Annotated in this window: 21 protein-coding genes; 9 read left to right on the top strand and 12 right to left on the bottom strand. The window is 71.1% G+C overall.

The window, feature by feature from the left end:
• Positions 1-87 precede the first annotated feature (87 nt).
• A complete protein-coding gene (locus POF73_RS13030) occupies positions 88-276 on the bottom strand; it encodes a DUF5703 family protein (protein ID WP_005485166.1) in 189 nt (62 codons plus the stop codon).
• A 47-nt stretch (positions 277-323) separates the two neighbouring features.
• On the opposite strand from POF73_RS13030, the gene POF73_RS13025 reads away from it, so the two are divergent.
• Positions 324-1,040 (top strand): hypothetical protein, encoded by a 717-nt coding sequence (locus tag POF73_RS13025; protein WP_272114829.1) that lies wholly within the window; start codon positions 324-326, stop codon positions 1,038-1,040.
• A 95-nt stretch (positions 1,041-1,135) separates the two neighbouring features.
• Here the strand turns inward: POF73_RS13025 and POF73_RS13020 are convergent, their stop codons facing one another.
• Positions 1,136-3,388: a helix-hairpin-helix domain-containing protein gene (locus POF73_RS13020; protein ID WP_272114828.1), complete on the bottom strand. Its 2,253-nt coding sequence runs from the start codon at positions 3,386-3,388 to the stop codon at positions 1,136-1,138.
• Positions 3,385-4,368: an aldo/keto reductase gene (locus POF73_RS13015; protein ID WP_272114827.1), complete on the bottom strand. Its 984-nt coding sequence runs from the start codon at positions 4,366-4,368 to the stop codon at positions 3,385-3,387. Before POF73_RS13015 ends, POF73_RS13020 begins: the two co-directional genes overlap by 4 nt.
• A gap of 186 nt (positions 4,369-4,554) precedes the next feature.
• Between POF73_RS13015 and POF73_RS13010 the strand changes: the two genes are divergently transcribed.
• Both POF73_RS13010 and POF73_RS13005 read left to right on the top strand, forming a co-directional pair.
• The gene (locus POF73_RS13010; RefSeq protein WP_272114826.1) at positions 4,555-5,610 is read left to right on the top strand and encodes an LLM class F420-dependent oxidoreductase; all 1,056 of its coding nucleotides are present in this window, start codon (positions 4,555-4,557) and stop codon (positions 5,608-5,610) included.
• 237 nt (positions 5,611-5,847) lie between these two features.
• Positions 5,848-6,636, top strand: a complete 789-nt coding sequence (locus tag POF73_RS13005) for a ferritin-like domain-containing protein (protein WP_272114825.1) — start codon at positions 5,848-5,850, stop codon at positions 6,634-6,636.
• Positions 6,637-6,639: 3 nt separating this feature from the next.
• Here the strand turns inward: POF73_RS13005 and corA are convergent, their stop codons facing one another.
• Positions 6,640-7,638: a magnesium/cobalt transporter CorA gene (gene corA, locus POF73_RS13000; RefSeq protein WP_272114824.1), complete on the bottom strand. Its 999-nt coding sequence runs from the start codon at positions 7,636-7,638 to the stop codon at positions 6,640-6,642.
• 62 nt (positions 7,639-7,700) lie between these two features.
• On the opposite strand from corA, the gene POF73_RS12995 reads away from it, so the two are divergent.
• The 4 genes from POF73_RS12995 (at position 7,701) to mshC (ending at position 11,153) form a co-directional block, all read left to right on the top strand.
• Positions 7,701-8,387: a histidine phosphatase family protein gene (locus POF73_RS12995; protein WP_272114823.1), complete on the top strand. Its 687-nt coding sequence runs from the start codon at positions 7,701-7,703 to the stop codon at positions 8,385-8,387.
• Between the two features lie 69 nt (positions 8,388-8,456).
• Positions 8,457-9,047, top strand: coding sequence for a DUF3090 domain-containing protein (locus POF73_RS12990; protein ID WP_272114822.1), 591 nt, complete (start codon positions 8,457-8,459; stop codon positions 9,045-9,047).
• Positions 9,011-9,829, top strand: a complete 819-nt coding sequence (locus POF73_RS12985; RefSeq protein WP_272114821.1) for an SCO1664 family protein — start codon at positions 9,011-9,013, stop codon at positions 9,827-9,829. The genes POF73_RS12990 and POF73_RS12985 overlap by 37 nt, the downstream gene beginning before the upstream one ends.
• 94 nt (positions 9,830-9,923) lie before the next feature.
• The gene (mshC, locus tag POF73_RS12980) at positions 9,924-11,153 is read left to right on the top strand and encodes a cysteine--1-D-myo-inosityl 2-amino-2-deoxy-alpha-D-glucopyranoside ligase (protein ID WP_272114820.1); all 1,230 of its coding nucleotides are present in this window, start codon (positions 9,924-9,926) and stop codon (positions 11,151-11,153) included.
• A 142-nt stretch (positions 11,154-11,295) separates the two neighbouring features.
• On the opposite strand, the gene POF73_RS12975 is transcribed toward mshC, so the two are convergent.
• A complete protein-coding gene (locus POF73_RS12975) occupies positions 11,296-11,571 on the bottom strand; it encodes a hypothetical protein (RefSeq protein WP_272114819.1) in 276 nt (91 codons plus the stop codon).
• Between the two features lie 3 nt (positions 11,572-11,574).
• Between POF73_RS12975 and POF73_RS12970 the strand changes: the two genes are divergently transcribed.
• Entirely contained in the window at positions 11,575-11,967 is a 393-nt protein-coding gene (locus POF73_RS12970) for a hypothetical protein (protein WP_272114818.1), read from the top strand.
• A 14-nt stretch (positions 11,968-11,981) separates the two neighbouring features.
• On the opposite strand, the gene POF73_RS12965 is transcribed toward POF73_RS12970, so the two are convergent.
• Entirely contained in the window at positions 11,982-13,709 is a 1,728-nt protein-coding gene (locus POF73_RS12965) for a S8 family peptidase (protein WP_272114817.1), read from the bottom strand.
• Positions 13,710-14,021: 312 nt separating this feature from the next.
• On the opposite strand from POF73_RS12965, the gene POF73_RS12960 reads away from it, so the two are divergent.
• Positions 14,022-14,996, top strand: coding sequence for an SMP-30/gluconolactonase/LRE family protein (locus POF73_RS12960; RefSeq protein WP_272114816.1), 975 nt, complete (start codon positions 14,022-14,024; stop codon positions 14,994-14,996).
• A 75-nt stretch (positions 14,997-15,071) separates the two neighbouring features.
• Here POF73_RS12960 and POF73_RS12955 read toward each other — a convergent pair whose 3' ends face one another.
• From POF73_RS12955 to POF73_RS12930, 6 genes are all read right to left on the bottom strand, one after another.
• Positions 15,072-15,998, bottom strand: coding sequence for a PAC2 family protein (locus tag POF73_RS12955; RefSeq protein ID WP_272114815.1), 927 nt, complete (start codon positions 15,996-15,998; stop codon positions 15,072-15,074).
• Between the two features lie 199 nt (positions 15,999-16,197).
• Positions 16,198-16,869 (bottom strand): FadR/GntR family transcriptional regulator, encoded by a 672-nt coding sequence (locus POF73_RS12950; RefSeq protein WP_272114814.1) that lies wholly within the window; start codon positions 16,867-16,869, stop codon positions 16,198-16,200.
• Between the two features lie 81 nt (positions 16,870-16,950).
• Positions 16,951-18,027 carry an amidohydrolase family protein gene (locus POF73_RS12945; protein ID WP_272114813.1) on the bottom strand — a complete coding sequence of 359 codons (1,077 nt, stop codon included), beginning with the start codon at positions 18,025-18,027 and terminating at the stop codon, positions 16,951-16,953.
• Positions 18,028-18,340: 313 nt separating this feature from the next.
• On the bottom strand, positions 18,341-19,957 hold the full coding sequence (locus POF73_RS12940) for a glycerol-3-phosphate dehydrogenase/oxidase (RefSeq protein WP_272114812.1): 1,617 nt from the start codon (positions 19,955-19,957) through the stop codon (positions 18,341-18,343).
• Between the two features lie 46 nt (positions 19,958-20,003).
• Positions 20,004-21,545 (bottom strand): glycerol kinase GlpK, encoded by a 1,542-nt coding sequence (gene glpK, locus POF73_RS12935; protein ID WP_272114811.1) that lies wholly within the window; start codon positions 21,543-21,545, stop codon positions 20,004-20,006.
• A 117-nt stretch (positions 21,546-21,662) separates the two neighbouring features.
• A complete protein-coding gene (locus POF73_RS12930; protein WP_272114810.1) occupies positions 21,663-22,457 on the bottom strand; it encodes an MIP/aquaporin family protein in 795 nt (264 codons plus the stop codon).
• Between the last annotated feature and the right edge of the window lie 119 nt (positions 22,458-22,576).

Raw genomic sequence — 22,576 nt, 5'->3', positions numbered from 1 at the left:
GGGTTAGTTTGTCAGGGGGCCGGCCGGGGGGGGGGGGGGGCCCGCTCCGTTCTGCTCTGTTCGCTCGTGTCTTCCTGTCGCCTCAGCTCACCATGTGGCGCGCACCTGGCGGATGATCCTGCGGCGCAGCCGTACCCTGCGGCTTCCGTCACGCAGCAGGCTCAGGCGGTCCAACTCCCAGTGTCCGTACTCGGCATGGTCCGTCAGCAGGCGTGTGGCGTCCTTGCGGGAGACCCCGCGCGGCACGTACACGTCGACAAATTCGTATTCGGGCATCGCATCTATTGTGCGGGCTGGGGCTCGGTACGGATAGCGTCTGCCCTATGTCTGATGCTGTGCAGCCCACCGCTGCCGAGGTACGCGCCGCCGCCGAGGCGGTCAAGACCGCGCTCGACCGTCACCTGGCCGCGGTCGAGCGCCGGTCGGGTGAGGACGACCCGGGCGTCTACGAGGCGTTCAACCAGCTGGCCGCGGCCGCCGAGACCTACGACGAGCTGCTCTACGACCGTTACGACGAGGTCACTCCCTTCGAGATCCCCGGTACGGACGACGCGCTGCCGCCGTACACGGGCCCCGAGGAACCGAACGCGCTCAGCGTGCTGATCCGCCGCGACTATGCCGTGGTGGAGCCGCAGCGGCTGCTCGCACAGGCCCAGCGGGTCGAGGCGGTGGACGACGACGAGGGCGCGGAGCTCTCCGGAACGGTGCACGGGGCGCTGGGTGTGCTGTTCGGCGAGTTCGAGGCGGACGAGATCGCCTCCCGGCACAAGGAGTTCGGCCTGGAGGAGGGCGACTCCACGCTCTGGGTGACCGCCGCGGACGAGGCACCCGAGCCGGGGGAGTGGCTGGAGCTGCCCTTCGAGGGCGTCGACCCGCAGCGGGTGGTGTGCCGGTTCGACGTCAGCACGGTGTTCGACGACGAGCTGGATGACGAGCTGGACGACGAGGACGGCGACGACGAACCCGAGGAGGAGCTTGAGGACGAGCTCGACTCGGATCTGGACGACGACGACCTCGAACCGCTGGACGCGGATCGCTGACGCGGATCGCTGCTGTTTTCGACGGCGCCGGTCACGGATGAGTCCCGTGACCGCCGCCGTCGCGGTTCAACGCCCCTCGGTCGGCTGCCCTGCGGTCAGTCCGCCGACGTCCCCTGCGTTCTGAGCAGGACGGGCAGGCGGGTGGTGCGTGGTTTGGCCGGGACCTCCGCGACCGCTCGGGGCAGAGCCTGCTCCACGCCGTGGACCACGGAGAGGTGGCGGTCTGCGCGGCTGAACGCCGTGTAGACCCAGGGGCGGCTGAGGGCCTGGGCCGCGTCGCCCGGCAGGACCACGACCACCGCCGGCCAGCGGCCGCCCACCGCCTGGTGCGCGGTCAGGGCCCAGCCGTGCCGTACGGACTGCTCCACCCGTTCCTTCGGGACGACGACGGCCTCGCCCGCGCAGGACAGGTGCAGTCCCTCGGCGTCGGCCTTCACCACCTGGCCCGGCACCGTACGGCCCGGCGCGGGGGAGTAGGCGACACGGTCGCCGGGGTCGAAGCCGCCGAAGCGGCCGGGGCCGGGGTTGAGCCGCTCCTTGAGCGCGGCGTTGAGGGCGCGCGTACCGGCCGCGCCGCCGTGGCCCGGCGTGATCACCTGGGTCTGCTCGGCCGGGACGCCGATCGCCCGCGGCACCGAGTCGGCGACGAGCTGCACGGTGCGGTGCACGGCCTCGCCCGCGTCCCGCACCGGCACGATCACCAGCTCCTTGCCGGGCGCCTCGACCTGGTTCAGTTCACCGATGCCGACACCGGACACCAGCTCGCCCAGCGGGCCCGGATCCGGTCGCCGTGAGGCGATCTGCGGGCAGATCCGTGCCGCCAGCAGATCGGCGAACACCCGCCCGGGCCCCGCCGACCACAGCACCGCCGGATCCCCGGCGGGCACCAGCCGGGCCCCGTCCGGCAGCGACTCCGTGAGCAGGGCCGCGGTCTCGACATCCAGCTGCGGGGCGTCCAGCACGACGAGCAGATCGAGGTCGAACGCACCGTCCGCGTCCCGGCCGGGCCCTTCGGCACCCGAGAGCAGTCCGGCCACGGTGGCGACGCCGGGCGCGGATTCGGCGCCGGCGTCGTGATTCGGTCGGTCCGATTCGCTCAGCAGCGCCGAGAAGCGTTCCCGGCCGAGCGGGGTGTGCGTGACCGCCCAGGCCCGCAGGCCGAGGGAGTGCGCCGCGCGCAGCAGCGCCGCCGGTTCGGCCAGGGACGCCTCCCCGCCGGTGTGGAGGACCAGACCGTGTGCCGAGACCGCGCGGACCAGGTCGGCGGCGGAGCCCGCGGCGGACGCCGCCCGCTCCCACTCCTCGGTCGAACCGTCCTGCTTCGGCGCCGAGTTGATCAGACGGCCCAGCCCGTCGGCGAGACTCTCCTCCGCGAGGGCGTACCGCTCCAGGCCGACGAGGACACGGACGGGCCGCCCCTCGTCCTCCTCCGCCTCGTCGTCCTGCCGGGCCGGCGCGCCGGGTTCGTCCAGGGCGTCCTGGAAGGCCAGCGCCTCGCCCTCGGCCAGCGTGTTCTGTACGGCGGTGTCGGCGTCCGGCACACCCCGCTGGGCCAGCGCCGCGGTGAGCGCCGGCAGCTCCAGGGCCGTGTGCCCGGCCAGGGCCGCCTGCTCCAGCAGCCACACGGTGACCGACCGGCCGCGTCGCTCGTCGTCCGGTCCGCACTCCGCGCCGAGCAGCGCCCGCGCGAACCCGTCGGCCTGCTCGGGCCGTACGCCCGTGACGCGCAGCAACTGCCAGGGGTCGGCCCGCAGCTGGTCCTCGGCGCTCTCGCCGAGCACGGCGGCGATCTGCGGGGCGAGCGTCTCCGGGGCGCCGCCGTCGGCCAGCGCCCGCCGTACCGAGTCGACGGTCTCCGGCGCGGGGCCCGCGGGGGCGTCGGCTGCCACGGGCTGTGGTCGTCGTGCCTGCTCCGGGGCGGGGCGGCGCGGTGGCTCCGGCTCGCTGAAGACGGCGGCCACCGGCTTGGCACCGCTCTCCACGGCCCGTACGGCGGCCAGCAGGTCGGCGGCCTTGCCGCTGAGCTTGGTCCCGCTGTCGATGGGCCCCTGCCTCTCCGCCTTGCGCCGCTCGATCCGCTCCCGCTCGATCCGCTGAGCGGCGAGCTCGGCCTCGGCCTCCGACTTCTGCGCCGCGGCGTCGCCGTCCCCGGCCTCGCTGTCACCGGCGGCGCCCTCCGGCTGTGAAGCTGCGGCCCCGCTCTCGCTCTCCTCGGCGCCCTCCGCCCGGCCGGCCCCGGCGTCGTCCGCGTTCCCGTCCACCGTCCCGCCCTCGGCGGGTCCCGGACCCGCGGCCCCCGGCGTCCCCGGCTCGGCGTTCTCCGTGGTCTCGGGTGGCTCCGTGGTCACAGCGTGCTCCAGTCGTGATCGGGATAGCGGTGCACGGGCGCTGACACATCGTCGAGTGCCCGGCAGATCTCGTCAGGAAGACTAAGGGCCTCCACTGACAATGCCGCCGTGAGCTGCTGTGCGTTGCGTGCGCCCACGACGGGCGCGGCCACGCCGGGCCGGTCGCGGACCCAGGCGAGGGCGACCTGGAGCGGGGTCACGGCCAGCCCGTCGGCCGCCGTCTGCACGGCGTCCACGATGCGGCTCGCCGTGTCGTCGAGGTACGGCGCGACGAACGGCGCCAGGTGTTCCGAGGCGCCGCGCGAGTCGGGCGGTGTCGCGCCCCGGTACTTGGCCGTGAGCACCCCGCGCCCCAGCGGCGAGGACGGCAGCAGACCGATGCCCAGGTCCAGCGCGGCCGGCAGCACCTCGCGCTCCACACCGCGCTGCAGCAGTGAGTACTCCAGCTGCGTGCTCGCCAGCCGGGTGCGTATGCCGGGCGCCGCGAGCTGCCAGGTCGCCGCCTTGGCGAGCTGCCAGCCGCAGAAGTTGGAGACACCGGCATAGCGGGCGCGGCCGCTGCTGACCGCGAGGTCGAGGGCCTGGAGGGTCTCCTCCAGCGGTGTGTGCGGGTCGAAGGCGTGGATGTGCCAGACGTCGACGTAGTCCGTGCCGAGCCGGGCCAGCGAGGCGTCCAGTGCGGAGAGCAGATGGCCGCGCGAGCCGTCGAAGCGGCGGTCCGGGTCGGGCACGCTGCCCGCCTTCGTCGAGATCACCAGGTCCCGGCGCGGGACCAGCCCTTCTATGAGCCTGCCGAGCAGGTACTCGGCCTCTCCGTCGCCGTACACGTCGGCCGTGTCGACCAGGGTGCCGCCCGCCTCCCAGAACGTCTTCAAGAGGTCCGCGGCGTCGTGCTCGTCGGTGTCCCTGCCCCAGGTGAGGGTGCCGAGCCCGATCCGGGACACGCGAAGGCCGGTGCGGCCGAGATGCCTCTGCTCCATGAACGCCGAGATTACTGGCCAGAACCTGCCATGTGGGGGCCTGTGGATGACCAGTTTCCGGGACGGGGGCGGGGGACAGCGGCGACCGGTCGCGCGACGCCCGCCACACTTGCCTCCCCGTGGGTCGTCCCCCGCGCTAAGGTCGGGCCGACAAGGGACGTTACTGATCGGTAAGGGGAATCCGTCATGCAGCTCGGGATCAACCTCGGCTACTGGGGCGCCGGAATGGACGCGGACAATCTCGCCGTCGCCAAGGAGGCCGACCGGCTGGGATATGCGGTGTGCTGGGCCGCCGAGGCGTACGGCTCGGACGCGGCCACCGTGCTCTCCTGGGTCGCCGCCCAGACCGAGCGCATCGACGTCGGCTCCGCCATCTTCCAGATTCCGGCCCGCCAGCCGGCGATGACCGCGATGACGGCCGCGACGCTCGACTCGCTCTCCGGCGGCCGCTTCCGGCTCGGCCTCGGCGTTTCCGGGCCGCAGGTCTCCGAGGGCTGGTACGGCGTCAAGTTCGACAAGCCGCTGGCACGCACGCGTGAGTACGTCGAGATCGTACGGAAGGCGATGACGCGCGAGCGGCTGTCGTACGAGGGCCAGCACTGGACGCTGCCGCTGCCCGGCGGCCCCGGCAAGCCGATCAAGCTGACCGTGCACCCCGAGCGCGAGCACATCCCGCTGTACATCGCCGCCATCGGTCCCAAGAACCTCGAACAGACCGGTGAGATCGCCGACGGCGCCCTGCTGATCTTCCCCTCCGCCGAGCACCTGGAGGAGACCACGATCAAGTACCTGCGCGCGGGGCGCGAGAAGGCCGGCAAGACCCTCGACGGGTTCGATGTCTGCCCGACGCTCCCGCTGGCCGTCGGCGAGGACAAGGACGTGGCCACGCTCGCCGACACCTTCCGTCCCTACACCGCGCTGTACGTCGGCGGCATGGGCAGCGCCAAGCAGAACTTCTACAACCAACTCGCCCAGCGCATGGGCTTCGAGGCCGCGGCCGCCGAGGTCCAGGAGAAGTACCTGTCCGGCGACAAGCAGGGCGCCGCGGCCGCCATCCCGCACGAGCTGATCGACCAGACGACGCTGCTCGGTTCCGTGGACCGCATCGCGGACCGGATGAAGGAGTACGCGGCGGCCGGGGTCACCACCCTCAGCCTCGCCCCCGCGGGCTTCACGCTCGACGAGCGCCTCGCCTCGCTGCGCGCCGGCACCGAGGCCCTGGAGCGCGCCGGACTGGCCTGACGCGAGCGCCGTACGACCCGGGGAAGTTTCAGCGGCCGTGGTGGGGGCTCGGGGGTCTTCCCCGCCACGGCCGTCACGCAGAACAACGCGTGCACGCCCACCCGGTTACGCCCCCGTAGTGACCCCGCTGGTCATTCTTTTGGCGGAGTTGTCCGGCGTAACTGTTGCAGCACCTGTCTCAGCCCATTTGACTCGTTCTTTGCGGAATCCTGCGGCGTCCCGAGAGAGGTGCCCACGATGCTTTCGGCCAAGAGTCTGTTCCAGGAGATCCTCGACAACGACGACTCCTTCCGCCTGTTCTGCTCCATCGCGGCCAGCGGCGAGTCCCAGGGCGGGTGGGAGAACGCGCGTATCGCCGCGCTCGTGCCCGACAGCGAGCGCGACATGGCCCCCAAGATCACCCGGCACGGCGCGGACGAGGACAAGCACGGGCGGATCTTCAACGCCCTGCTGAAGAAGCGCGGCCTCGAACCCGTCCCCGTCCCGCCCGAGACCGACTACACGATGCTGCTGGAGCAGCGCGGCATCGGGCTCGCCCACGACAAGCTCAAGAGCGACGAACAGCTCACGGTCCAGGACATCGTCACGTACCTGTCGCACAGCAGGGTCACCGAACAGCGCGCCTCGGAGCAGATGGACCTGCTGCGCAAGTACTTCGCCGATCACCCCGACATCGGCCGCGCCGTCAAGATGATCTCGGCCGACGAGGACAACCACCTCGCCTACTGCCACGAGGAACTCCTGAGCTTCGCGGCCCAGGGGCACGGCCGCGCCATCCAGCGCACCCTGCGCGAGTGCGCTCTCTCAGAGATCCGGATCTACCGGGACGTCAGCCTCGCGGTCATGGCCCACATGGGCCGCATCCTCGGCTGGCCCCGGCCCAAGGCCGCCGTGCTCGCCGCGGGCATCCACGCCGTGTACGCCTGGGAGCGGTTGGCGGGCTGGCGGCGCATGGTGTCCCTGAAGATGCCCGAACGGCGCGACGCCCTGGGCGGGCCGGCCACCTCGGCGCCCGAGTTCGCCTGACGCCTACAACCAGCCCCGGCGCTTGAACAGCCGGTACAGCAGCACCTCGACGGTGGCCATGGCCACGATCAGCACCGGATACGAACCGGACCAGTGCAGCTCCGGCATGTGCTCGAAGTTCATGCCGTAGATCCCCGCGATCATCGTGGGGACGGCGGCCATGGCCGCCCACGCGGAGATCTTCCGCATGTCGTCGTTCTGCCGGACGCTCATCTGCGCCAGATGAGCCGAGAGGACGTCGGAGACCAGCCGGTCCAGGCCCTCCACGGACTCGTTCACGCGCGTGAGGTGATCGCTCACATCGCGGAAGAAGGGCTGCGCCTTGTCGTGCACGAAGGGCACACGCGCGCCGATCAGGCCCGTACCCGCGAGCCGGGACAGGGGCTGCGCGAGCGGGCCGGTGGCCTTGCGGAACTCCATGATCTGCCGTTTGAAGGCGTAGATGCGCGAGGCCGTGTGCCGGGAGCCCCCGCCGGTCGGTGAGAACACCTCCGCCTCCAGCTCCGCCAGATCCGTGCCCAGCTCGCCCGCCACGTCGACGTAGTGATCGACCACGGCGTCGGCGATCGTGTAGAGCACCGCCGTGGGACCGTGCCGCAGCATCTCCGGCTCGTGCTCCAGCCGGGCCCGGACCACCCCCAGCGGCGCCTCCTCGCCGTGCCGGACGGTCACCACGAACGAGTCGCCGATGAAGACCATGACCTCGCCGGAGGAGACGATGTCGCTCCTCGGCTCGTACCCGACCGGCTTGAGCACCATGAACAGCGAGTCGTCGTACACCTCCAGCTTCGGCCGCTGGTGCGCCTTCAGGGCGTCCTCCACGGCCAGCGGATGCAGTCCGAACTCCTCGGTGACCTTGTCGAACTCCTTCTCCGTCGGCTCGTACAGGCCGATCCAGACGAACGCGTCGTCCTGCAGACGGCACAGGTCCAGCGCGTCGGAGAAGTCCGGCGGCCCCTCCGTCCGGCGTCCGTCGCGATAGATGGCGCAGTCGACGATCACGGAGCGTATTCTCCCGCCGTCCGCCCGCGGACGCACCCCCTGCTGCGCCTACGCTGGGCCGCATGCCCACGCTGATCCTGGTCCGGCACGGACGTTCCACCGCCAACACCGAGGGAGTGCTCGCCGGCTGGACGCCCGGCGTCGCCCTCGACGAGCGCGGGGCCGCGCAGGCCGCCGCACTGCCCGGCCGGCTCGTCGAGCTGCCCCTCTCCGAGATCGTCACCAGCCCCCTGCAACGCTGCCAGGAGACGATCCGGCCGCTCCTCGACGCCCGCCCCGGCCTCACGGCGCACACCGACGAGCGGATCGGGGAGTGCCACTACGGCGACTGGTCCGGCCGCAAGCTGGCCGAGCTGGGGGACGAGCCGCTGATGGAGATCGTCCAGGCGCACCCGTCGGCCGCCGCGTTCCCCGGCGGCGAGTCGATGCGTGCGATGCAGACCCGGGCCGCCGAGGCCGTACGCGAGTGGAACGCGCGCGTGGAGCGCGATCACGGCGCGGACGCGGTGTACTTGATGTGCTCGCACGGCGACGTCATCAAGTCCCTCGTGGCGGACGCACTCGGACTTCATCTCGACCTCTTCCAGAGGATTTCCGTAGAACCGTGTTCCATCACCGCGATCCGTTACACACGCCTGAGGCCGTTCCTCGTACGCCTCGGGGACACCGGTGACTTCGCGTCCCTCGCCCCGCGCGAGGAACCCCCGGCCGGCGACGCGACGGTCGGCGGCGGCGCGGGCGCACCGTGATCGTCGGGCGCAGTAGGGTGAAGCGGTTGCAAGTGCGCCGCGCCCATCCACGACTCCAGGAGACAGGACGTGTCCCGTCAGGTGTTCCTCTACGACCCCCCGGACCGTTTCGTGGCCGGTACGGTCGGACTGCCCGGACGCCGTACGTTCTTCCTCCAGGCCACCGCAGGCTCCCGGGTGACCAGCGTGGCCCTGGAGAAGACCCAGGTCGCCGCCCTCGCCGAGCGCATGGACGAACTGCTCGACGAGGTCGTACGGCGTAGTGGCGGCAGCGCCGCCGTCCCCGCCATGGCGCCCTCCGAGATTTCCGACAGCGGCCCGTTGGACACCCCCATCGAGGAGGAGTTCCGCGTCGGCACCATGGCCCTGGCCTGGGACGGCGAGGAACAGCGCATGATCGTCGAGGCGCAGGCGCTCGTGGAACTCGACGCGGACTCCGAGGAGGACCTCGCCGAGGCCGAGGAGCGACTGCTGCAGGACGAGGAGAACGGCCCCCCGATGCTGCGGGTCCGGCTCACCGGCGCACAGGCGAGGGCCTTCGCCAAGCGCGCCCTTGACGTCGTCAACGCCGGGCGGCCGCCGTGTCCGCTGTGCAGCCTCCCGCTCGACCCGGAAGGACATGTATGTCCGCGCCAGAACGGATACCGCCGCGGAGCGTGACCTCGGTGGACCTGCTCGCCGAGGGTGAGCTGACGGTGCGCGGCCGTATCCGTGAGGCGTCGAACGCCGCGCTGTTCTGCACGGTCGCGTACGAGGGGCAGGAGGCGTCCTGCGTGTACAAGCCGGTCGCCGGTGAGCGGCCGCTGTGGGACTTTCCCGACGGGACGCTCGCCGAGCGCGAGGTCGCCGCGTACGAGGTCTCCGAGGCGACCGGCTGGGGGCTCGTACCGCCGACCGTGCTGCGGGACGGGCCGCACGGCGAAGGCATGGTCCAGCTGTGGATCGAGGCGACGCCGGACGCCGAGCTGCTCGCCCTGGTCGACGGCGAGGAACCCGGGCCCGGCTGGAAGGCGATCGGCTTCGCCGAGGTCGGTGAGGGAAAGACCGCCCTGCTCGTGCACGCCGACGACGAGCGGCTGCGGCGCCTCGCCGTCCTGGACGCCGTGATCAACAACGCCGACCGCAAGGGCGGGCATCTGCTGCCCACCGAGGCCGGCCGGCTCTACGGCATCGATCACGGCGTCACCTTCAACGCCGAGAACAAGCTGCGCACCCTGCTGTGGGGCTGGGCGGGGGAGCCCCTCACCGCGGAGGCGGTCGATGTCCTGAAGGAGCTCCAGACGGCCCTGGGGACCTCGGGGGCGCTGGCCGAACGGCTGGGCGGCCTGATCACCGCCGTGGAACTGGACGCCACGCGTGCGCGTGTCGACGCGCTGCTGGAGTCCGGGCGGCATCCGCAGCCGAGCGGGGAGTGGCCGGCCATTCCCTGGCCGCCCGTCTAGCAGCACAATGGCCGGTATCGCGCAAGACGGCCTTACCGGCCATCCGACCTGGTCCGGTTCGTGTACGGAACATCCGTCCGGTTACGCTCATGACATGTATGCCTGGCCCGCTTCTGAGGTCCCCGCCCTGCCCGGTCAGGGCCGCGACCTGAGGATCCACGACACCGCGACCGGCGGTCTGGTCACCCTCGACCCCGGTCCCGTCGCCCGTATCTACGTCTGCGGCATCACTCCGTACGATGCGACCCACATGGGGCACGCGGCGACCTACAACGCGTTCGACCTCGTTCAGCGCGTGTGGCTCGACACCAAGCGGCAGGTCCACTACGTCCAGAACGTCACCGACATCGACGATCCGCTCCTGGAGCGGGCCGAGCGCGACGACATCGACTGGGCCGCGCTCGCCGAGAAGGAGACCGCGCTCTTCCGCGAGGACATGACCGCCCTGCGCATGCTGCCGCCGCGGCATTACATCGGCGCGGTGGAGGCGATACCCGGGATCGTGCCGCTCGTCGAGCGGCTCCGGGACGCGGGGGCGGCGTACGAACTCGACGGGGACACCTACTTCTCCGTCGAGTCCGACCCGGACTTCGGCAAGGTCTCCGGGCTCGACGCCGCCGCCATGCGGCTGCTGTCCGCCGAGCGCGGCGGCGACCCCGACCGGCCCGGGAAGAAGAACCCGCTCGACCCGATGCTCTGGATGGCGGCCCGGCCCGGCGAGCCCAGCTGGGACGGCGGTTCGCTCGGACGCGGCCGGCCCGGCTGGCACATAGAGTGCGTCGCCATCGCCCTCGACCACCTCGGCATGGGCTTCGACGTCCAGGGCGGCGGCTCCGACCTCGCCTTCCCGCACCACGAGATGGGCGCCTCGCACGCCCAGGTGCTGACCGGTGAGTTCCCGATGGCCAAGGCGTACGTCCACGCCGGCATGGTCGCGCTGCACGGCGAGAAGATGTCGAAGTCCAAGGGCAACCTGGTCTTCGTCTCCCGGCTGCGCCGGGACGGCGTGGACCCGGTCGGCATCCGGCTGGCGCTCCTCGCCCACCACTACCGGGCCGACTGGGAGTGGACCGACCAGGTGCTCCAGGACGCCCTCGCCCGCCTCGACCGCTGGCGTGCCGCGGTGTCCCGGCCCGACGGGCCGTCCGCCGAGGCGCTCGTCGAGGAGATCCGCGACGCCCTCGCGAGCGACCTGGACGCCCCGGCCGCACTCGCGGCGGTCGACCGCTGGGTCGCACGGCAGGACACCGAGGGCGGCACGGACATCGGCGCCCCCGGCATCGTGTCGCGGGCCGTGGACGCACTGTTGGGCGTGGCTCTCTAGGGGCCGCGGAGCTGCAGAGCCGTAGGCACAGGAGAGGGGCGCTTCCTCCCCGCGGGTGGAAGCGCCCCCTTGTTTCACGGCGCCGAGGGTTCATGGCGCCGATGGTTCACGTGCCGTGGGTGCGCCGTGCTTCAGGTTCCGGTCAGATCCTGCGGATCTGGATGCTGCGCAGGACCAGCGGGGAGCCGCTGTCCCACACGCCGATGACCTGGTGGCCGAACGCGAAGGCCTCCTGGACCTGGTCGTGGGTCTGCGGGTTCGGGTTGTTGAAGACCCGGAACACGTTGCCGATGCGCAGGAAGATCTGCGACGGCTGACCCGGGAGCGGCTGGACGATGTCGATGTAGCCGTTCGCGATACCGGCCACCGGGGCTTGCTCGACGGCGGACTGGACGGCGGCCTGCGTGACCTGGTGCAACAGATGCAGAACCTGCTGCTCGGACTGCTGTTGCTGCTGGTCGCCCTGGAGCTGCTGGCCATGGCCCTGCTGCTGCCCGAAGCCCTGCTGCTGGCCGTAGCCCTGCTGCTGGCCGACCTGCGGCTGCCCGAGCTGCTGCAGCAGCTGCTGGAACGGCTGCTGCTGGCCGAGCTGCTGGAGCTGCTCCAAGGAGCCGCCCATGCCGTACGGCTGCTGCTGGCCTTGGCCCTGCTGGCCTTGGCCCTGCTGGCCTTGGCCCTGCTGGCCGTAGCCCTGCTGGCCATACGGCTGCTGTTGCTGCTGATACGGCGATGTGCTCGGGACCTGCTGGCCGAGCTGTTGTCCCATGTGACTCATCTGCGGGGTGGTGCTCATGCGGGTGTCACCTTCCCTTGATGTGATGGGCTGCGTCAGCCTGTGATGACCAGGCCGACGATTTCGTCATCCGAGAACCACACTCGGACATCGGGCCGTCCCCCCGCGAAGGCGGTATGGACCGCCTGGCGGATATCGGGGGACGGATGATTGAGGTTCCGCCACTCGCCGGCCACGAACAGCCGGAGCCGGGGCGGAAGTTCACGCGGATACGGCAGCAACTCGTCCCAGTAGCGCTCGGCTTTGCCCGAGCCGACCGCCTGCGGCATCAGATAGGTGACCGCGGCCTTGATGTCGGGCCGGTTGCCGATCCGCTGAGAGGCGGGCCGGCCCGGCGCGTCCTGCTGGGGGGAGCCCGTCGCCCGGAGCACCGCACGCGCACGCTCGGGGGACATCGGCGTCTGGCCGGACGCCTTGAGCATGCCCTGCAGCGCGGCCAGCGCGCCGACCACCACCGGGGAGGCGGATGACGTCCCCGAGAACGTGTCGGTGTACCAGGCGATTTCCTCGGGCCCGCCCTGCAGGTCGCCGGGCTTGTCCCAGAAGCCGCCGGTCGTGGTCACCTCGCGGCCCCAGCCCTGCGCATCCACGCGGGCGCCGTAGTTGGAGAACGCGAGCCGTGAGCGGTCCGGGCCGTGGTCGCGGCCGTGTGTGCCGGGCGGCGGGGCGCCCGCGCCGACCATGACGGCGCCGGAGGACGGGTAGGACGGGTTGAACGGGTTGCGCCACGACTCGGGGAAATCGTCCGGGCGGCGCTCGTAGACCGCGTGGTCGAGCGACTCACCGCCGTTGCCCGCGGCCGCCACCACGAGGATGCCCTTGGCGGTGGCGTAACGGACGGCGGCGAGGTCGTCCGGCCACCATTCGAGAGGGATGTAGCCGCGCTGGTCGTCGCGCTCGGCGTACTCGAACCGGGGCCCCGGGCGGTGCAGTTCGATCAGCACGATGTCGCCGGGGTTCAGCCGGTCCGCCGCCGCATGGATCGCGGCCGCCGTGCCGATGCCCTGGAAGGACGCGGCCGCGGTCACCGTCTCCGGCACGATGCCGGTGACGCCGTACTCGTTGCGGTCGCCGCCGATCACCCCGATCACGGCGGTGCCGTGGTTGCGCCAGGCCAGGTCGGTCAGCGGGGTGCCGACGACGACGCCGGCCAGCTTGGCGGCCAGGTCCTCGTGGCCCAGCTGCCAGGAGCCCTCCACGTCGATCACGGTCACGCCCTGACCGGCGCCGCCGGGCCGCTGCCAGGCCCAGTACGCGTCGACGCCCTCGGGCGCGGGCCGCAGATAGCCCTGCCGGCCGCTGTAGTCGGGCGTGACCGGCGCGCCCTCCTTCAGGCGCCCGCTGTCCTCCCCGATGCGTCCGAGGGAGGCCGGCACCGCGCCCGGCTTCACATACGCCGAGTCGATCCCGGGCAGCGCGGCGATACGGGCGCGCAGCTGATCGGCACGGCTCTCCCCGCCGCGGACCCGGTAGAACAGCGCCAGGTCGGGTACCTCGTCCGTGCCCGTGGCAGCCTGCTGGAGGCGCTCCTCGCTGCCGAACAGCGGCTCCAGCGCGAGTTGTTCGTCACTGAGGAACATGTTGAGGGCCGAGACATCGGCGCCTGCCACCGACCGGACGCCCTCGGCCCGGGCACGCAGCCGGGCCTCCGGACGAGCGACGACGATCAGTTCCTGCTCGGCTCCTCGATAGGTGAATCCCGCTCCGTCGGGCCCCGGCCCGGACGCTCCCGGGCCCTGCGCCGGCTGTGCCTGGTCGGTCATCGTCTGCCGCTCCCTTCGGTCCTGCGGGTACCAAATGCGGGTGGTGCGGCGCGCCTTCCGAGTGACAACCAATCACGCCTGGCTCCGTCCGTCCAGACCACTTTCGCCAACTCGGTTTGAGAACAAGTTGAATTGGGCAGCGTGTGCAATCCGGCCGGAAAGAGATGTCACGCCACAAACCGGCCAGATGCTGTCCGGTCGCTGTCGAGAGGCTGTCTCCTGCTGCGGAGGCCCTCGGCGTGTGGTGGGGTGGACGAGTCAGTCGACCGTTGGGCCGGCCAACGGCCGGTCCTGTCCGCGGAAGGACGCACAGTGGCCCCCGAACGCCGCTCCTTCGCACCTCATCTCACCCGCCGGAGACTCCTCGCAGCCGGTGCCGCCACCGCCGGCGCCGTGCTCGCCGGGTCCGCCGGCACCTCCGCCGCCGCGGCCGGGATGACCCGGCCCGCCGTGATCCACCTCCCGAACGGCTTCCGCCCGGAGGGCATCACCATCGGCGGCGGACCGTACGCCTACCTCGGCTCGCTCGGCGACGGCTCGATCTACCGCGCCGACCTGCGCACCGGCGAGGGTTCGGTCATCTCGACCGGCCCCGGCACACCCTCGGTCGGCCTCGAACTCGACCACCGGGGACGCCTGTTCGTCGCCGGACGCGGCGAGGGAGCCCGGGTCGTGGACGCCCGCACCGGGAAGATCCTCGCCTCCTACCGGCTCACCACGGCGACCCCGACCTTCGCCAACGACGTGTTCCTCACCTCGCGCACGGCCTGGTTCACCGACTCCTTCCAGCCCGCCCTGTACGCCCTGCCGCTAGGCCGGCACGGTCAACTGCCGGACGCGGGCGACGTCGAGACGATCACCCTGAGCGGCGACTGGAGCCAGGTCCCCGGCGAGGTCGTGAACGGCAACGGCATCGCCGGCACCCCCGACGGCTCGGCCCTCCTCGTCGTGCAGTCCGGGGTCGGTGGCCTGCACCGGGTGAACCCGCGCACCGGCGTCACCCGACTCGTCGACCTCGGCGACGCGGCCCCGCTCACCAACGGCGACGGCCTGCTGCTGATCGGCCGGACGCTGTACGTCGTGCAGAACCGCCAGAACGCCATCGACGTGTTCAAGCTCGCCGCCGACGGTGGCAGCGGCGTCTTCCAGCGCCGCATCACCGACCCGCTCTTCGACGTGCCGACCACGGTGGCCGCGTACCGGGGCCGGCTCTACCTGCCCAACGCGCGCTTCACCACGACTCCGACGCCGGAGACGACGTACGACGTGATATCCGTGCCCGCATGACGCGCGCCGGGAGCGCTTGACGGCGAAGGGCGGTGCGCAGCACAGCGCACCGCCCTCTTGCCGGCTCCGGGAGCCTCAGTCCTCCGAGGAGTCGTCGTCCTCGTCCTTGCCACCCGTCTTCGGGGGCATCGGCGGACGCGTCCGGTCGTCGGGCGACGGGCCGCCGTCCCGGCGCCGCAGATACCGCTCGAACTCGCGGGCGATCGCCTCGCCCGACGCCTCCGGCAGCTCCGCGGTGTCCCGGGCCTCCTCCAGCGTCTGCACGTACTCCGCGACCTCGCTGTCCTCGGCGGCCAGTTGGTCCACACCGACCTGCCAGGCGCGCGCGTCCTCGGGCAGTTCGCCCAGCGGGATGCGCACGTCGATCAGGTCCTCCAGGCGGTTGAGCAGGGACAGCGTCGCCTTCGGGTTGGGCGGCTGCGAGACGTAGTGCGGGACGGCGGCCCACAGCGACACTGCCGGGACACCCGCGTGCGTGCACGCCTCCTGCAGGACGCCGACGATGCCCGTCGGGCCCTCGTACTTGGTCTCCTCCAGATCCATCCGGCGGGCCAGGTCCGCATCGGACGTGGTCCCGCTGATCGGGACCGGACGCGTGTGCGGGGTGTCACCGAGCAGGGCGCCCAGGATGACCACCAGCTCCACGCCCAGTTCGTGCGCGAAGCCGAGGAGCTCGTTGCAGAACGAGCGCCACCGCATGGACGGTTCGATGCCTCGGACGAGGACCAGATCCCGCGGCTTCTCACCGCCGACGCGGACGACGGACAACCTTGTCGTCGGCCACGTGATCTTCCTTACTCCGTCGTCCATCCACACCGTGGGGCGGTTCACCTGGAAGTCGTAGTAGTCCTCGGCGTCCAGCGCCGCGAACACCTCGCCCTTCCACTCCCTGTCCAGGTGCGCGACGGCGGTGGAGGCGGCGTCGCCGGCATCGTTCCAGCCCTCGAACGCGGCCACCATGACCGGGTCGACCAGCTCGGGAACCCCCTCCAGCTCGATCACCCAGGCCTCCTTCCGACGTGCCCTCGCTTGACGAACCAACCTTACGGCGTGCGGCGGGGGCGCCAGCAGCCCCCTTGCACGGGGGAGTGAACGGATCACTGCCCCGTTCGCCACCCCGGAACACCCACCCAAGAGATCCGATGTCCGACGAATGGTATTTTGCCCTGCGTGTGCCGTCCCGCAGGGCCGGACCGCCAGGTCACAGCGTGGACCGCAGCCACTGCTCCACGCTCGCGATGTGCACCGTCGCCCACGACCGCGCCGCCTCCGCGTCCCGGTCCCGCAAGGCCTCCAGGATCGCCCGGTGCTCGTGCAGGGTCCGGCTCACCGCGTCCTCCTGGGTCAGCCCGCGCCAGATACGAGCCCGTGTCGTCGGCCCCGAGAGGCCGTCGAGGAGGGAGCAGAGCACCGAGTTCCCGGAGCTCTGCACGATGCCCCGGTGGAACTCCAGGTCGCAGGCGACGAGTTCCTCCACCGACGGATCGTTGCCGAGCTTGTCCAACTGGTTGGTCAGCGCGGCCAGTTGCTGCTCGCTGATCCGGGACGCGGCCATCGCCGTGGCGGCCGGCTCCAGGATGCGGCGCACGGCGAGGAACTCCAGCACCGTGTCGTCGCGATGGAAGTCGACGACGAAGCTCAGCGCCTCCAGCAGCAACTGCGGGTCGAGGCTCGTGACATACGTGCCGTCGCCCTGCCGCACGTCCAGGATCCGGATCAGCGACAGGGCCCGCACGGCCTCCCGCAGTGAGTTGCGGGACAGCCCGAGCTCGGCGGCGAGCTCGCTCTCCTTGGGGAGCCGGTCGCCGGGGCGCAGCGCGCCCGAGACGATCATGCCCTTGATCTTCTCGATCGCCTCGTCGGTGACTGCCATGACCGGCCTCCCTGTGGTTCAGGACGTCGTGCGGGACGCTGCCGAGATACCGCACAAGACATCCGATGTCTCAATCACACATTATGGGGCCTGCTCACACGCCGCCTCCAGATCGGCGATCACGGCTTCGAGATCGGCGATCACCGCCGCCTCGTCGAGCGTCGTCAGCACCCGGTCCCGCATCAGCACCCGCCCCTCCACCACCGTGTCCCGCACGTCCGCCGAGTATGCCGCGTAGGCCAGTGTGGACCAGGGATCGTGGAGCGGGTGGAGGTGCGGTGCGCCCAGGTCGAGCACGATCAGGTCGGCCCGCTTACCCGCCTCCAGTGAGCCCGGCTGCTCCCCGAGCCCCAGCGTCCGCGCCCCCTCGACGGTCGCCATGCATACGGCTCGTTCGGCGCCGACCGCCGTGGGGTCGCCGCCCGCCTTGTGCACCGGCGCCGCCTGCCGCACCGCCCCCAGCACGTCCAGTGTGTTGGAGCCGACGGCCCCGTCCGTGCCGAGCCCGACGGTCACCCCGGCGCTCAGCAGCCGCGGCACGGGTGCGATGCCGCAGCCCAGTTTCAGGTTCGACACCGGGCGGTGGGCGACGGACCTGCCCGTGCGGGCCAGTGCCGCGATCTCCGGCCCGGTGAGCTCAACGGCGTGCGCGACCAGCAGGTCGGGCCCGAGCAGCCCGAGGGAGTCGAGCAGCCCGACCGGGCGCTTGCCGTAGCGCACCTCGACGGTGGCGACCTCGGTCCCGTTCTCGGCGGCGTGGATGTGCAGCAGCGCCCCGAACTCCCGGCCCAGGGCGGCGATTTCGGTGAGCTGGCCGGGGGAGAGGGGGTAGGTGGAGTGGGCGAAGACGACGGGACGGCGACCGTGGCAGGCCGGGCCGCGCGCCTCAAGGTCCCGGCGCGCCCATGCCATCCGGTCGCCGTAGGCCATGCGGTCCGGCGGCTCCGGTACGTCCATGAAGGTGGGCCCGGCCAGCAGTCGCCAGCCCGCCTCACGGGCCGCACGTTCCTGCGCCGCGTCTGGACGCAGTCCCTCGGCTACACCGGCACGGAGATCATCCGCCGCATCATCGGCTTCGCGCACCTGACGGACCTGGACGACGCTGGGGGATCCGGTGCCGGCGTCCCGCAGGGCGCTGCTGATCGGCCGCGAACTCACAGTCCGCCGCGATGAGTTGAACGACCCGAACCCTGTAAGGGCGGTAGTGCGGCCAACCTGAGGGGCGCGGGGCTGTATCGACATGCGGCTCCGCCGCGTGGGCGCGATCAACCCCCACACACCCGCAGACGACATGCAACGAACCGGCATACGAAAGGGGCGGCTCCGTCGGCATGGAGCCGCCCCTTCCGGTGGTGGCCGGCCCCGGTGCGGAAGGGGCCGCCCTCGTGCGGTCCGGCCCGGTCAGGGGAGTGGCCGAACCCTGCGCCGGGGGAGGCTCATCCGGCGAAAACCTCCCTCGGCGCGACCGAGGTCACTTCTTGTCGAGCAGGTCCTGGACCTTCGCGCGGACGTCGTCCGTCGCCAGACCCCGGATCGTCAGCGTCGTACGGCGGCGCAGCACGTCGTCCTGCGTCTCGGCCCACTCGTTGTCGCGGGCGTAGACGACCTGGGCCCAGATCTCCGGGGCGTCCGGGTGGACGCGCTCGCCCAGCTCCGGGTTCTCGTTGGCGATGCGGGCGATGTCGAAGGCCAGGGAGCCGTAGTGCGTGGCCAGGTGCCTGGCCGTGTCGGCCGCCATGCGCGGACCCGGCGCCGGACGGTCGGTCAGCAGACGGTGGGCGACCGCCCGCGGGTTGGCGATACCGGGCAGCGGCAGCTTCTTCGGGAGGGAGGAGATGGGCTCGAAGTCGTCGCCCAGCGGAGCGCCGGGCAGCGTCTCCAGCTTCTGCATGATGGTGCGGCCGATGTGCCGGAAGGTCGTCCACTTGCCGCCCGCGACGGACAGCATGCCGCCCTTGCCCTCGGTCACGACGGTCTCGCGCTTGGCCTTCGCCGTGTCACCGGGACCGCCCGGCAGCACCCGCAGACCCGCGAAGGCGTACGTGATCAGATCCCGGTCGAGCTGCTGGTCCCGGATGGAGAACGCGGCCTCGTCGAGTATCTGGGCCGTGTCCTTCTCCGTGACCGCGACGTCCGCCGGGTCGCCCTCGAACTCCTCGTCCGTGGTGCCCAGGAGCAGCATGTCCTCCCACGGCAGGGCGAACGTGATGCGGTACTTGTCGATCGGGGTGGCGAGCGCGGCCTTCCAGGGGGAGGTCCGCTTCAGGACGAGATGCGCGCCCTTCGACAGACGGATCGACGGGGCGGCGTTCGGGTCCTCCATCTTGCGCAGGTGATCGACCCACGGGCCGGTCGCGTTCAGCACGAGACGGGCGCTCACCCCGAACTCGTCACCGGACTGCCGGTCCTTCAGCTCCGCACCGGTCACCCGGCCCTTGGTGAAGCGCAGGCCGGTGACCTCGGCGTGGTTGAGCACGACAGCGCCCGCCTCGACGGCCGCACGGACCGTCATCAGCGCCATGCGCGCGTCGTTCATCTGGTCGTCGCCGTACACGGCCACGGCCTTGAGATTGTCGGTGCGCAGCTCGGGCACGTCCTGCGCCGCCTTGGCGGGGGACAGGAGGTGACCGACGCCGTCACCGAACGCGGAGAGCGCGGAGTAGGCGAAGACGCCCGCCCCGAGCTTCGCGGCGCCGTGCGGCCCGCCCTTGTACACGGGGAGGTAGAAGGTGAGCGGGTTCGCCAGGTGTGGAGCCACCTGACGAGAGACCGCACGGCGCTCGAAGTGGTTCTCCGCCACCAGCTTCACCGCGCCGGTCTGCAGGTAGCGCAGACCGCCGTGGAGCAGCTTGGAGGAGGCGGAGGAGGTGGCGCCGGCGAAGTCGCCGGCGTCGACCAGAGCCACCCTGAGGCCGGACTGCGCGGCGTGCCAGGCGGTGGAGATGCCCAGGATGCCGCCGCCGATCACGAGAAGGTCGTACGACGCCTTGGCGAGCTGCTCCCGGGTCTCGGCTCGGCTCGGGTTGAAGCCGGAGGCCGGGCGCGTACCGAGGGCAGGCACGGACTGCAGGGTGGACTGACTGGTCATTTCGGGTTCTTACTCCTCATCAGAGTTCGAGGGCTGGCGGCGGTCGTCAGCTCTCGTCGTCCTCGATCCAGCCCATGGTCCGCTCAACGGCCTTGAGCCAGTTCTTGTACTCACGGTCGCGGGTCTCCGCGTCCATGCGGGGGGTCCACTCGGCGGCCCGGCGCCAGTTGGCGCGCAGTTCGTCCGTGCTGGACCAGAAGCCGACGGCGAGACCGGCGGCGTAGGCGGCACCGAGGCAGGTGGTCTCGGCGACCATCGGACGCACCACCGGCGCGTCCAGGACGTCGGAGAGCTGCTGCATCAGCAGGTTGTTGGCGGTCATGCCGCCGTCGACCTTGAGGGTGGCCAGCTCGACGCCGGAGTCCTTCGTCATGGCGTCGGCGATCTCCCGCGTCTGCCAGGCGGTGGCCTCCAGGACGGCACGCGCGAGGTGCGCCTTGGTGACGTACCGGGTCAGACCGGCGATCACACCGCGGGCGTCGGAACGCCAGTGCGGGGCGAACAGACCGGAGAAGGCCGGCACGAAGTAGGCGCCGCCGTTGTCCTCGACCGAGAGCGCGAGCGTCTCGATCTCGGCGGCGGTGGAGATCAGGCCCATCTGGTCGCGCATCCACTGCACCAGCGAACCGGTGACGGCGATCGAGCCCTCCAGGGCGTACACCGTGTCCTGCTCGCCGATCTTGTAGCCGACGGTGGTCAGCAGACCGGCGTAGGAGTTGATGATCTTGTCGCCGGTGTTCATCACCATGAAGGTGCCGGTGCCGTACGTCGACTTGGTCTCGCCCTCGGCGAAACAGGTCTGGCCGAACAGGGCCGCCTGCTGGTCACCCAGCGCGGAGGCGACCGGGATGCCGCCGAGCAGCTCGCCCAGCTTGCCGCCGGTGATCTCGCCGTAGACCTCGGCGGAGGACCGGATCTCGGGCAGGATCTGCAGCGGCACGCCGATCGACTCGGCGATCTTGTCGTCCCACTCCATGGTGTGCAGGTTCATCAGCATGGTGCGGGACGCGTTCGTGACGTCGGTGACGTGCTTGCCGCCGTCGACACCACCGGTCAGGTTCCAGATGACCCAGGTGTCCATGGTGCCGAAGAGGATGTCGCCCGCCTCGGCGCGCTCCTTCAGACCCTCCACGTTGTCCAGCAGCCAGCGGGCCTTGGGACCGGCGAAGTAGGAGGCGAGGGGGAGACCGGTCTCGCGGCGGAAGCGGTCCTGGCCGACGTTGCGGCCGAGCTCCTTGCAGAGCCCGTCGGTGCGGGTGTCCTGCCAGACGATGGCGTTGTGGACGGGCTCACCGGTGTTCTTGTCCCACAGCACGGTGGTCTCGCGCTGGTTGGTGATACCGATGGCCTTGATGTCGTCACGGGTGATGCCGGCCTTCTGGACGGCTCCGGCGACGACCTCCTGGACGTTGGTCCAGATCTCGTTGGCGTTGTGCTCGACCCAGCCCGGCTTCGGGAAGATCTGCTCGTGCTCCTTCTGGTCGACGGAGACGATACGTCCGTCGCGGTCGAAGACGATGCAACGGGAAGAAGTCGTGCCCTGGTCGATCGCGGCGATGAAGGGGCCGGCGGTGTGGGCGTCGGTCACTGTTAGCTCCTGGAAGTTCCGTGGTTATGGGGCTTTACGTACGGCGCGCGGTGAGAGTTTCGATGCAGCTCACCCGGATGGGTGAAGCTCACGGATCCTCTCTGTTCAGCACTGTTCCTAAGCGAACGCGACGTTGTAGATGCCTGCCGCGATGGCGCCGCCGATGAGCGGACCGACCACCGGGATCCAGGCATAGCCCCAGTCGGAGCCGCCCTTGTTGGGCAGGGGCAGAAGGGCGTGCACGATACGCGGACCGAGGTCACGGGCCGGGTTGATCGCGTAACCCGTCGGGCCGCCGAGCGACAGACCGATCGAGACGACCACGAGTGCGGTGATCAGGGCGCCCAGGGTGCCCAGACCCTTGCCACTGTCGTTCAGGCCCTGGGTGAGGACCGCGAGCACCAGCACGACGGTGCCGATGATCTCCGTCAGGAGGTTCTGCACCACGTTCCGGATCTCGGGACCGGTGGAGAAGATGCCCAGGACCGGGCCGGCGCCCTTCTCCTGGGCCTCGACGGCCTTGGCCGCCGTGGCCTGCGCACCCGGACCGCCGACGATCTCCTTGTCGGTCAGGTGGGCGTGGAACTGGCCGTAGTAGGCCACCCAGACCAGAGCCGCACCGATCGCGGCGCCGAGGAACTGTCCGGCGAGGTACGTCGGAACGTTACTCCAGTCGTTGTCCTTGATCGCGAGAGCGACCGTCACGGCCGGGTTCAGATGGGCGCCGGAGAGCGGCGCCGAGGTGTAGACCGCCGTGAGCACTGCGAAGCCCCACCCGAAGGTGATGGCGAGCCAGCCGGCGTTGCGAGCCTTGGAGGCCTTCAGCGTGACGGCGGCGCAGACGCCACCGCCGAGCAGGATGAGTATGGCGGTACCGATGGTCTCGCCGATGAAGATGTCGGAGCTGGACACCCGCGACTCCTTTGTCCTTCGTCCAGGGGAAGCCGAACCCCGGGTCCCACCGGTGGTTCGCGTTGCCCTCGGGGGTGAGGGCGATGCCGGCCCTTGGCACTGTCACACTCTAGCGCGTA

Source organism: Streptomyces sp. HD, assembly GCF_028369295.1.
GTDB lineage: Bacteria > Actinomycetota > Actinomycetes > Streptomycetales > Streptomycetaceae > Streptomyces.
Note: the sequence above shows the minus strand (reverse complement) of the source record. Positions and strands in the feature narration are given on the sequence as shown.